Source organism: Chitinophaga niastensis, from assembly GCF_003014755.1.
Lineage (GTDB): Bacteria > Bacteroidota > Bacteroidia > Chitinophagales > Chitinophagaceae > Chitinophaga > Chitinophaga niastensis.
On the sequence record NZ_PYAW01000001.1, the window covers coordinates 1,304,925 to 1,317,397 of the forward strand.

The 12,473-nt window shown below is 42.5% G+C and carries 10 protein-coding genes; 4 read left to right on the forward strand and 6 right to left on the reverse strand.

From position 1 onward, the window contains the following. Positions 1–77 precede the first annotated feature (77 nt). The 4 genes from gldG to CLV51_RS05515 all read right to left on the reverse strand — a co-directional run bounded on the left by gldG (position 78) and on the right by CLV51_RS05515 (position 4,409). Entirely contained in the window at positions 78–1,781 is a 1,704-nt protein-coding gene (gene gldG / locus CLV51_RS05500; RefSeq protein ID WP_106526985.1) for a gliding motility-associated ABC transporter substrate-binding protein GldG, read from the reverse strand. A 115-nt stretch (positions 1,782–1,896) separates the two neighbouring features. Beyond that, positions 1,897–2,673, reverse strand: coding sequence for a gliding motility-associated ABC transporter permease subunit GldF (gene gldF / locus CLV51_RS05505; RefSeq protein WP_245898623.1), 777 nt, complete (start codon positions 2,671–2,673; stop codon positions 1,897–1,899). 83 nt (positions 2,674–2,756) lie between these two features. Further along, entirely contained in the window at positions 2,757–3,173 is a 417-nt protein-coding gene (iscU, locus tag CLV51_RS05510) for a Fe-S cluster assembly scaffold IscU (protein WP_106526986.1), read from the reverse strand. Positions 3,174–3,191: 18 nt separating this feature from the next. Further along, positions 3,192–4,409, reverse strand: a complete 1,218-nt coding sequence (locus tag CLV51_RS05515) for an IscS subfamily cysteine desulfurase (RefSeq protein WP_106526987.1) — start codon at positions 4,407–4,409, stop codon at positions 3,192–3,194. Between the two features lie 132 nt (positions 4,410–4,541). Between CLV51_RS05515 and mce the strand changes: the two genes are divergently transcribed. Next, on the forward strand, positions 4,542–4,943 hold the full coding sequence (gene mce / locus CLV51_RS05520) for a methylmalonyl-CoA epimerase (RefSeq protein WP_106526988.1): 402 nt from the start codon (positions 4,542–4,544) through the stop codon (positions 4,941–4,943). Positions 4,944–5,676: 733 nt separating this feature from the next. Here the strand turns inward: mce and CLV51_RS05525 are convergent. After that, positions 5,677–9,009 carry a TonB-dependent receptor gene (locus tag CLV51_RS05525; RefSeq protein WP_245898624.1) on the reverse strand — a complete coding sequence of 1,111 codons (3,333 nt, stop codon included), beginning with the start codon at positions 9,007–9,009 and terminating at the stop codon, positions 5,677–5,679. Between the two features lie 120 nt (positions 9,010–9,129). Next, a complete protein-coding gene (locus CLV51_RS05530; RefSeq protein WP_245898625.1) occupies positions 9,130–10,431 on the reverse strand; it encodes a UDP-N-acetylmuramoyl-tripeptide--D-alanyl-D-alanine ligase in 1,302 nt (433 codons plus the stop codon). Between the two features lie 111 nt (positions 10,432–10,542). On the opposite strand from CLV51_RS05530, the gene CLV51_RS05535 reads away from it, so the two are divergent. From CLV51_RS05535 to CLV51_RS05545, 3 genes are read left to right on the forward strand one after another with little or no spacing between them, the layout of a single operon-like run. Beyond that, complete coding sequence (locus tag CLV51_RS05535; protein WP_106526991.1) at positions 10,543–10,914, forward strand: hypothetical protein; 372 nt, start codon at positions 10,543–10,545, stop codon at positions 10,912–10,914. Positions 10,915–10,930: 16 nt separating this feature from the next. Further along, positions 10,931–11,479, forward strand: coding sequence for a YceI family protein (locus CLV51_RS05540; RefSeq protein ID WP_106526992.1), 549 nt, complete (start codon positions 10,931–10,933; stop codon positions 11,477–11,479). Positions 11,480–11,491: 12 nt separating this feature from the next. Next, on the forward strand, positions 11,492–12,439 hold the full coding sequence (locus CLV51_RS05545) for a DUF5777 family beta-barrel protein (protein WP_106526993.1): 948 nt from the start codon (positions 11,492–11,494) through the stop codon (positions 12,437–12,439). Positions 12,440–12,473: the final 34 nt, after the last annotated feature.

A 12,473-nucleotide genomic window follows, 5' to 3' on the forward strand; every position in this document is an offset into this window, starting at 1 on the left:
ACCAATTTTTTTTTATGAGGAGCAAAGATATGAAATTCGATCAAGGGTCCGTTGCAAACAAACCATTGAACCGCAAGCTATTCTGTAAATCTACGCTGGCGAACGAACTGGAAAACCATGGCAAACAGCAGTACCAGCCCTATTGGAACCAGGAAACAGATTACCTGCCATTTTGTTTTTTCTTGTTTTATTTTTTCTGCATCCAGCAAACGCAGCGTTAGTTCCTTGTTTCTTGCTTCCATCACACCATTATTACCGCTCAGGTATTCCAGGCAGTTAAGGAAAAATTCCTTATTGGCAAAGGCAAAACCCGGATTAAACTCATTAATACCCATCTGTAGCGGACCTTCCTTACGGGATACTGCGTTAGCGATCAGGTCGCCATCGCTCACCACAATCATCTTGTTGATGGTGTCTGTGGCGTCCTTGAAACGTTTGCCGGAAGCGCGTTGCAGGTTGGTCACTGCTTCGGGATCCTGACGGTTATGAAACAGCGAGGTAAAATGTCCTTCCAGCAAAACTGCTGCCGGCAGGAACTGTTGCCGGTATTCGCGGGGATTGGGTTGTGTTTTTACAGTTTCCCAGCTTACTTGTGCGGGGATCCTTATAGTACGACTGTTACGGGAAGATGTGAGCAGGATCGTTTTTTTGATTGCATCGTTTTTGATAGTGTCCATAGAACTCACAAAACGACTCAGCACCATATCCAGATTTTTTACAATAGGATGTGCTTTGGTGGGCATCAGCAGCGGGAAATAAGGAAATGGCACCGGCTGTATCTGTGGCCGGTTGCCTACATTGCCCACCACCAGTGGTACTACATCACTTTGCATGTCCATGATCAGATCCTGGTTAATGCGCACCCCATAACGGAACAGGATATCTTCCAGGTTCAGACCGCGATCAAATGCAAAAAAATCAGGATGTTGATGCAAACTATCCATGGATGCATTGGACTCGTCGATAAACCACAATACTTTACCGCCATTCATCACGTATTGATCTATCTTTAGTTTATCCACATCGCTGAAAGCGCCTGCTGGCTTGGCAAAGAGGATCACATCAAAATCATGTGGAATATATGGCGTGGCTTGTAAGGTGAGTGTATCCAGTCCGTAATTGCTTTGTAAGGTATTGAGTGCGTCGTATACTTCTACACCTAATGATTCGCCGTGCCCCAGCATATAACCCACTAATGGTTTTTTATCTTCCACCAGTTTATGGATAGCATTGGCAAACTGATACTCCAGCAAGGCTTCTGAGTTATTCATAGTTTGCATCGGATCTTGCCCGCCCTGGTTTTTCAACAGGTTTACGCCTATTGTTTTGCCTTTATAATGTAGTAGTGCACCAGGGAAAATGAGTTTTTCCGCAAAACCATCGTTGGCTTCCTGTTGTACTTTCATATTAAAAGGCATAATGCCTTGTGCGGTCAGTTCTCCCATGAACTTCATGCGTGCGGAATCTGTCATACCCTGACCCGGACTGATGAAAGTAAAGCGGAGATTTTGTTTGCCATATTCCCTGAACTCTTCCAGCAACTCGCTGGTAGCCTGAGCCAGCTGACGGAAGCTGGCGGGATAATCGCCTTTCAGGAAAACCTCAATTTCTACAGGGCTGTTCAGGGTACGCAGCATGTGCCGCGTATTTTCTGTCAGCGTATATCTTTTTTCTGATGTCAGATCCCATCTGCCATGAAAGTGAGCAGCTGCTATGTTAATGCCCGTGAGTACCAGTATTACTGCTATTGCACGTTGTATATATTTTTTTCGTGTAGCCATATCATTTAGAGATGTGGTTATTTTCTTATTTTTTTAGGTAGATATTTTGCTTCCGGAACAGGTTTCTCATTAAAACAAAATAGCTGCATATCTGAATAAAAAAAATGCCGGAATATTATGCGTTTTGCCAGAGTTTTCTTTGCAGGGATAATTTAGTGAGATAGAGCATCAGTCCTATTATGCTGATGAAATAGATCACATCACGACTATCAATCACACCGCGGCTGATAGATAGGTAGTGGAATTTAATGCCGGCCATTTGCAAATAATAATCTGCGCCGCCACTGAAAGCAGGTATTTTACTGATGGCATCAAAGCCATTATAAAATATAAAGCAGGTAAAAAGCGCAATCAAAAATGCGATCATGGCATTGGCAGTTAAAGAAGAAGCCCAGATACCGATAGCTGTAAAAACTGCCCCCAGCAGGAATAAGCCGGTGTAGGAACCCAGTATACCGCCATTGTCCAACTGATGTGCATCTACACTCAACTGCCGGATAGCAAAATAATATATGATAGTAGGAAGCAATGAAATGGCTACAATGAGCAGGCTGCTCCAGAATTTCCCCATTACTATCTGCCACCCTGTAAGTGGTTTGGTGCTAAGTAATTCCATGGTGCCCGTTTTAAATTCGTCGGCAAAACAACGCATGGTAATTGCCGGAATCAGCAGGAGATAAATGAATGGCGCCAGATTAAACAGCGGGTCAAGGTTAGCGTAACCGGTATCGAGCAGACTGGTATCCGGAAAAACAAAAAGCAATAATCCGTTTGCCAGCAAAAACAAAATGATGGCAACATAGCCTGTAATACTGCTGAAAAACTGGTTTATCTCTTTCTTAAAGATGGCAAGCATGAACAGTGTTGTAAGGATTAGGATAAGTAAAGACACAAATATATAAGCTTTTAGCAATTAGCGGTTAGCTGTTAGTCTTTTTATAATTGGACTAACAGTTTACCGCTAATTGCTGACACTTAATTATTGTGAGCTTCAAAGTGTAATAGTGCAAGGCCATTTTTCTGACGATAGTCATTAATGGCAGCCCTGATGGCCTCTTCGACCAGTACAGAGCAATGTAGTTTTACGGGAGGCAGGTTCAGTTCTTCCACAATATCCATATTATGGATTTGTATGGCTTCGTCGATGCTTTTACCTTTCAGCCATACAGTAGCCAAAGAAGAAGAGGCGATGGCAGAACCGCAACCAAATGTTTTGAACCTGGCATCTCTGATCAGCTGTGTAACAGGATCTACTTCTATCTGCAACCGCATCACATCGCCGTATTCAGGCGCCCCCACCAAACCGGTCCCCACGGTGGATTTGCTTTTGTCCAGCGTGCCCACATTTTTAGGATTGTTGTAATGGTCGAGTACTTTTTCTGAATAAGCCATATTTTTTTTAGGAATTTGCTAGTGGTGTTCCCATTCTATCGTATCCAAATCCACGCCGTCTTTAAACATCTCCCATAGCGGGCTCATGTCTCTTAATTTATTTACGGTATCGGTTACACATTGGATAGTATAATCTATTTGTTCATCTGTAGTATAACGTCCCAGCCCAAAACGGATGGAAGAGTGAGCCAGGTCATCGCCCAGGCCCAGTGCCTTTAATACGTAGCTGGGCTCCAGCGAAGCGGAGGTACAGGCAGATCCGGAAGAAAGAGCTATGGTTTTATTGAAGCCCATCATCAGTCCTTCTCCTTCTACATATTTAAAAGAGATATTGGAGGTTTGTGGTAAACGATTTGTCGTAGAGCCGTTCACGTAGGATTCCTCCAGTTGCAACAAAGCCTTTTCCAGCCGGTCTCTCATGGGAGCGATACGTTTTGCATCTTCTTCCATTTCCAGCTGACACAATTCACAGGCTTTACCAAAGCCAACAATACCCGGTACATTGAGGGTCCCGGAGCGCATGCCTCTTTCGTGGCCGCCGCCATCTATTTGTGCTGTTACTTTTACGCGGGGTGATTTGCGGCGTACATACAAAGCGCCAACACCTTTGGGGCCGTACATTTTATGGGCACTGAAAGCCATCAGGTCAATGCCATCTGCATTCACATCTACCGGAATTTTTCCTGCAGCCTGAGAGGCATCTGTCATTACCAGTACGCCATGTCTTTTTGCGATGGTACTGATTTCCCGTATAGGGTTGATCACACCAATTTCATTATTGGCGTACATAATAGCCACCAGTATGGTTTGTGGCGTGATAGCCGCTTCCAGTTCTTTCAGGTCAATAGCACCTTCTTTATTTACTTTGAGATAAGTTACCAGTGCACCTTGCTTTTCCAGGTGTTTGCAGGTATCTAATACGGCTTTATGTTCTATTTCTGTGGTGATAATATGATTTCCTTTAGCAGCGTACATTTCATATACGCCTTTAATGGCCAGGTTATCGGCTTCTGTGGCGCCTGAGGTAAAGATGATTTCTTTAGGATCTGCTCCAATCAGTTTAGCCACCTGCTCGCGGGCGTAATCTACGGCCTCCTCTGCTGCCCAACCAAATGGATGGCTGCGGCTGGCTGCATTACCATATACTTCTGTGAAGTATGGCAACATGGCTTCTACTACTCTGGGGTCGCAGGGCGTAGTGGCATTATTATCCAGGTAAACAGGGAGTTTTAACATATCTCTCTTTCTATTTATATTAAAATGGAAACAAAACAAATTTACGACATAAGTTCTATTTTTACCGGGTTAAGCTCATTGTAAAAAACTATACGGACATAGCATTTCTTATGGCCGGTTAAACGATTAAACATGCTCAAAGTAGAACATATTGGCATAGCAGTGAACTCTTTATCTGTTTCCATTCCATTGTTTGAGAAATTATTGAACACGCCTTGTTATAAAACAGAGGGAGTTGAAAGCGAACAGGTACAAACCGCATTTTTCCAACAAGGCGATACCAAGATTGAATTATTGGAAGCCACAGGTCCGGGAAGTGCCATCGCAAAATTTCTGGATAAAAAGGGAGAAGGGATGCACCACATCGCTTTTGAAGTGGCGGATATTTATGCAGAAATGAAACGATTACAGTCGGAAGGCTTTGTTTTATTACAGGAAACCCCCAAAAAAGGTGCTGATAATAAATTGATTTGTTTCCTCCACCCAAAAAATACCAATGGTGTTTTGATTGAAATTTGTCAGGATATCAAGTAAGCATTTACTTACATATATTAAAAGTAAATAATAATATTTTTTTTAATTTTTTTTCCATTTTAGCAATCCAAAGGAAATAGGTATTCGTAAATAACTATGGAACAGCCCGAAAAGCGGACAAAAAAAATGAAGCCCAAAATTATTTTACAAATTTTTGAACAAATACATTTTCCATTACGTTATCTCTATAATACATACACAAAACAAGAAAATACAGCACTCAAAATATTACAAAACTTAAATTTTATACTGTATACATTTAAGTTTTAACGATTACTCTAAAGTTGGCATAGGTTATGAACACCTGCGGGTTTTTTAGCTTGCAGGTCTTTTTTTTGCGCTGCTTTCTTCGGTAAAAAGGGAATAATCTTCAAAACATTTTCGGGGGAGTTACTACATCTGGATGGTACAGGCTACTATTCTTTTTTGTATTAACGCGGTGGATATTGGATAAATTGTCCGGAACTGTGATTTTTATGATTTGTATGATGATCCTGATGTGTGGAGATATAAGCGGAGATTGTCTGAACCAGGATTAAGGGATTGACTGGATTACCCTGATGGGTGTTATGTTGTTTGATATTTAAGTTTATTATATAAAAAGAGAAAGCCCGGATTATCCGGACTTTCTCTTTTTTATTTTTCTGATATCATGATAGGTAAAATTAAGCATCAGCATTCGCTCATATCTCCGCGCATCAGGATCATCATACAAATCATAAAAATCACAGTTTTAGTTGAACAGGTAACGAATGCCCAACTGGCCCTGCCAACGGGAAATAGTACCGGTGTTATCTTTCCAGGAATTGGTAACCGGAATCTGGTTATCTGCATCCAGGTAAGGGAAAGAGAACGCTGCTTCATTGGTTGCTTTTCCATTAGCATCACGGAACTGGCCTTCATACTTCAGGAAAGAAGGTACGTTGGATAATTTGTAGGTACCCCATCTTCTGTTTAAGAAATTACCAAAGTTGATGATGTCAAACGTGATACGCAGGGTGTGTTTTGTTTTTTCCTTGCCACTGTAAACAAAAATGTCCTGTGTAATATTCAGGTCCATACGTTTAAAGAAGGGCAACACTACTGCATTACGCTCTGCATACTGGCCTCTGTGGCGGCTCAGGTAATCATCCTGTTTAATAAAATTATCTACCTGGTTCCACACTACGCCTGCTGAACGTTTATCAGTAGGGTTGTTAGGATCAAAGGTTTTATCACCATAACCTACCGGCACCAGTTTGATCTGGTCTTTGCTGGCGGGGATAAATATCAGGTCGTTATTACCATTGGAGCCATCATTGTTTACATCTCCGTTGTAAGTATAGGAAGTAGTACCATTAGCAGCAGCTTCATATACCATACCTACTGAGGTAGCAAAGTTTTTAGCCCAGGTAAATTTATAGGTAGCGGCAGCAATAATACGGTGTGGTAAATAGAAGTTGGAATAACCTAATACCGCAGCATTGGGGTCGCCACTTACAGGACGGTCACGCCAGTTGCTTTGTGCAATACTACCACCATCATTAATGCTGCGTGATTTGCTGTAAGTATAAGCTGCACTGAGGTAGAGGTTAGGCAGATTTTTTTGTAACTGTAAAGTAGCAAAGTAAGAATATCCTTTGCTGGCATTGCGCATCAGGATAGCATCGCTGATGTTGGGATGACTCAGGCTATTGTTACCCGGACCGTAGATCTGTGAAGCGCTGTAACGGGTGCGGTGATCCGGTGTACTGTCCAGTTGAAAACCTGTTGTTGGCAGGTTAATGTTCTGGAAGTAAACGGCATTGATATCTTTTGAATAATTTGCTTCCAATGTACCAATGATACCCCACGGCAATTGGCGATCTACTGCCAGCGTTACTTTCATTACCTGCGGATATTTGAAGTTCTTATCGGTAACGGCTATATTATATTGAGAAGATAATTGTCCGGAAGTATTTTTGTAAGCATTTGGATCCGGATTAAACGGATAAGGTATAGTAGAAGCATTGCTGGCTGTTGCCACAAAAGAGCCAAATTGTACGCCGTTGTTGCCTGCCTGGTTACTCAACCATACTGCTGGTGGCGGACCGGAGAATAAACCTGCTCCACCACGGAGTTGTGTTTTACCATCATGTGTTATATCCCAGTTAAAGCCTACACGTGGCGAAAACAGGGGAGATGTTTTAGGCGCACGACCTACATCTACCTGTATACCATCTCTGAATGTTAATGCTGTGAGCGAATCATTTCTGGTAAATGTACTGCCTATAACAGGAACGTCTATACGTAAACCATAGGTAAAGGTAAAGTTGTTGGTAACACTCCATTTATCCTGTACAAAAAGACCCAGTTCCAGCATGTTTATTTTAGCATACGGGAATGATCCATCCTTTGTAGTACTGTATGACACGGCATAACGGGCGGTAGTTAATGCACCGGTATTAGCACTGGCATAAAAATCTGTCAGTGTGTTGAAACGGTAGTTGCCATTGTAGTTAGGTGCAAAACCATTCAGGAAAGTTTTATAATAGTTTTGGGTACCTAACGTTATTTCATGCTTGCCCTTATACAGGGTGAAGATATCAGACAGCTGATATACATTGGTGTTGAGCTTATTGTTGTAAGTAAAAGGCTCATAACCAAATGCTGTATAGCTGGCCTTTTGTTGTCCGTTCATGATGTCTACCAGCGGGAAATTTGCGCCTGATAAGGACGATCTGAAATCGCGCATGGCAGAGTAACCGATCTGCAATTTATTGGAGGCACGATTACCAATGCGGGTGTTCAGCTCTGCAATAAAAATGTTGAAATTATTGTTGATGGTATAACCGCTTCCACTAAAAGGAAGGCCTGTGGAACTTGGCTGACGGCCACTTCCAACAGATCCACCACCTGGCGCTCCACTATTGCTGGCAGGAATATCTTTAAATGATTTCAGGTAGCTGTACTTGAAAGTAAACGTGTTGTGTTCATTTACATTCCAGTCTATTTTAGCAGTTACTTTATCACTTTGTGTACGATAAGTGTAGTTCTGATAATCACCCGGATTATACCCGTATTTATCCATCAGGAATTTCTTCAGCTGATTCAATGTATCTGCTACCGCCTGAGATACGTTAGGACCAGCTACACCGCCTGGTGTGTTGGCAACAAGACTGGTAGCAGGTGCTTTAATTCTTTCCTGTTCTGCACTTATAAAGAAGAATACTTTGTTACGTACAATAGCACCACCTGCAGAGAAACCACGGAGGTTGTAATTAAAATCAGGCTTAGGAACCGTAGTGGTGCCTACTTTCAAGCCTTGTAAACCCGGTGTTTGAATATAGGTGTATACAGTTGCTTTAAAAGTGTTGCTACCGCTTTTAGTAACGCTATTGATACCGGCGCCGGAAAAGCCGCCTTGTCTTACATCATACGGCGATACGTTTACCTGAATTTGCTCCAGTGCTTCCAGGCTGATTGGCTGAGAAGCTGTCTGAGAGCCAAGTGTAGGCTGTAAACCAAATGAGTTGTTGAAGTTGGCACCATCTACTGTGATGTTATTGTATTGGTTGCTTCTGCCACCAATGTTCAATCCATTTGCGGAAGGTGTAAGTTTGGTGAAGTCCTGCATAGATCTGCTAACAGTAGGCAATCTATCCATTTGAGCGCGGGTAATTACTTCCTGGCTGCCTGTACGGGCCCTGTTAATTACTTTGCTCTGACTGAGGGAGGTAACTACTACCTCCGTTAATGTGCTGGTACTTGGCTGCAGATTGGCGTCTGCTTTGAACTCCTGGCCTAACGACAGAAAAATGTTTTCTCTTTTCTCATCTTTAAAACCAATGTAGGAGATCGTTAATGTGTACGGACCACCTACGCGCAGATTCGGTAAATTAAAACGGCCGTCCTTGCGGGAAACGGTTGCGTACTTAGTTCCGGTAGGCTGATGGGTAACCACTATGCTGGCACCGGGTACAGGTCCCTCTTTGCTGCCAACAATACCCGCTATATCAGCGGTGGTTTCCTGGGCAAACATTACAGTAGGGATTAATAGTATGCTACAGAGCATACAAAGGAGATAACACCAAATTTTTTTGTGCATGCAATTCAGATTTTGGTAAAGATCAAATGACAGAATGAAGTATTAAAAATAATACAATTATGAAATCGTTAACAAATATATTTTGTCAAATATATTATACCATCTGAATTGCATGTTTAATTAAGCGAGTACCCGCTCCATACCCGTGCTTCTGGAGCCTTTGATCAGTATATAAGTATTTTGGAATTGTTGCTGTTTTAGCCATTTACCTGCTGCTGTGGCATCTTCCATGAAAATATAGGGATGGTTGATCTTTTTAAAATCGCCGCCCACCAATACTACTGCGTCCCAATGGTTACGTTCCAGTAAGTTTACCAGTGCCTGGTGTTCTTTCACGCTATCTGCTCCCAGTTCCATCATAGCACCCAGCAGCAACACTTTATTGGGAGCGAGGATGCCTGCAAAGTTTTCGATAGCTGCTCTCATGCTGGAAGGGTTGGCATTATACGCATCCATAATGATGGTATTGTTATCTTGTTGTATTACCTGCGAGCGATTATTAGAAGGTGTATAAGCGGCAATGGCCGGTGCTATTTTATTTTCAGGTACTTTAAAGTGACTGGCTACCGCAACGGCTGCCATCACATTCGGGAAATTATAGGCACCCACTAATTGTGTTTGTATAAATCCTACCTGGCTGCTACCTCTTAGCGCTACTGCCAGGAAAGCTGTATCTGCTATGGATTCGCCAATATAGTCTGCTTTTTTGCTGCCATAGGTAATGATGTGGGGAATGCTTTTGAGCATTTCCACCAGGTAGCCGTAATCATTACATACAAACACAGTTCCGTTGTTGGCGCGTAAAAAATCGTACAATTCTCCTTTGGCTTTCTTTACACCTTCTTCACTGCCAAAGCCTTCCAGGTGCGCTTTCCCGATATTGGTGATAATACCGTGTGTAGGCAATGCTATCCGGCAATAGCTGGCTATTTCCTGTTGATGGTTGGCCCCCATTTCTATAACAGCTATTTCCACATCAGGGAGTATACTTAAAATAGTGAGAGGGACACCAATATGATTATTAAGATTGCCAACCGTGGCGTATGTTTTGAAGCCGGCAGACAATGCAGCATTTACCAGTTCTTTCGTAGTGGTTTTACCGTTAGTACCGGTTATGGCGAGTATAGGAATATGTAATTGCTGACGATGCCACAAAGCCAGTTGCTGCAAGGCTTCTAACGCATCAGCTACGAGCATCATTTTTTCCGGAATGGTATAATAAGCTGCCTCATCTACTACTGCGAATGCTGCACCCATTTCCAATGCTTTGGCTGCGAACTCATTACCATTGAAGTTATCTCCTTTCAGCGCAAAGAAAATATCATTGGTTTTCAGCTTACGTGTATCCGTTTGTACCGAGCGATGTTGCTGGTAGATGCTATATAGTTGTTCAATATTCACAGTCAATAATGTTTGTTGCAAAAATAAGCGGTTAATAATGTAATATAAACGAATTTTATCTGCGTTTTAAAGCAACCAAATCCCTTGCACCCTCGTAATCGCTATTAGCAATCAAATAATATTGAAGAACCTATGAAGAAAATCACGCTTTTTTTATTGGGATGTTTCCTGATAACTGCCTGCAAAAATGACAAAGCACCCGCTCCTACTAGTGGTGGCGTCAATTGCGATGTGGCCAAAATTAGTACAGCATATGTATTTGCTGCCATTCAGGCAAATTGTACCAGCCGCAATTGTCATCCCGGAGGGAACTCACCTACTGTGGCCGACTTTTCCACACCCGATAAACTGAAGGCGTACATCAATACTAAACGGGCCATTTTTGAATTGCGCGTTACCAGTGCACAGGCAGATATGCCGCAGTCGCAACAGCTGCCGCCACTTAGCCAGGGAATGAAAGACTCTATTGCCTGCTGGATTGCGCATGGATTGCCGGATCAATAATCTAAAAATGAGACACATGAAATTTTTCCTGGTTTTCGTTGGGGCTTTACTGTTAGGCGTCAGTATATATGCGCAGGATGTTTACTCCTGCCGGAGTACACATTTATCCTTCTTTTCCTCATCGCCATTGGAAGATATAGAAGCTAAAACTGATAAAGGGGTCTCCGCTGTTAATAAAAAAACAAGGGACATTTACTTTAAGGTAGCCATCAATACGTTCCAGTTTCGAAAGAAACTGATGCAGGAACATTTTAATGAGAACTACCTGGAGAGCGATAAATTTCCATTTGCTGAGTTCAGGGGGAAAATCAATGAATCGCCGGAACTCAATAAAGACGGCACTTATCCGGTAACGGTAACGGGCGCACTGAACATTCACGGCGTCAGTAAAATGTACACGGCAAAAGGCACCATTACTACGAGGGGAAATGTAATAACTGTCAGTTCAACATTTAATGTGCGTGTGGCAGATCACGGCATCAAAATACCTTCACTGGTAGTGCAAAATGTGGCAGAAGTAGTTGCTGTAACAGTGAATGCTGCGTATATATCTATCAATAATTAATCTTATTACTACATGAAGATCATATCAACCATGTTGCTGTGCTGCGGTATCAGCACATACTCCCAGGCACAAAAGGACCTGGGTAAAATATTTGACTCTACAGCCATCACGCACACTAAAGTGCTGGATACTTATAAATCTACCCGTATTGTACAGGGACAGTCCACAGAAATGCTCCGTAAACATGAGCTGGATTTTCGTGTAGCACATCGCTTTGGCGATGCTGGCGGGCAGTTTGGCGGATCAAAAACATTTTTTGGTACAGATAATTCTACAGATATCCGTATTGCATTTGAATATGGTATTTCAGATAACCTGATGGTGGGCATTGGCCGCAGCAAAGGCAGCGGGGCTTTGCAGCAGTTGTATGAGGGGTTGATAAAATACCGTCCCTTGCAGCAAACAACCGATAACTACATTCCTGTATCGTTGGCGTTATTTGGTAATATGGTGATCAGTGGTATGCCTTCCACTCCTGATGTAACTACTGCCAGTCATTTTGCAAATGGTTCCGACAGGATTATGTATGTAGCGCAGGCCATCGTATCAAGAAAATTTGCCGATAAATTATCATTGACCTTAATGCCTACCTATGTGCATCGTAATCATGTGGCGTATATGGATATGAACAATATGTTTGCACTGGGTGCAGCGGGCAGGCTCAAATTATCGCACCGGATGGGCCTTCTGGCGGAATACTATTACCCATTCCGTACACAGGAAAGCAAAGATTATTACAAGGCCAATAAAGGGGTTACCTTCTACAACCCGCTGGGAGTAGGCCTGGAAATAGAAACCGGGGGCCACGTATTCAGCATTACTTTTACCAACTCCACGGCCATTCTGGAAAATCAGTTTATTCCTGAAACGGTTTCTTCCTGGCTGCAGGGGCAGTTCCGCTGGGGATTCAATATTTCCCGTAGATTTACATTATTCGGGAAAAAAGATTGGAAAAAATAAAATGCCGCATATACGAAAATTCCTGGCTTGCTAA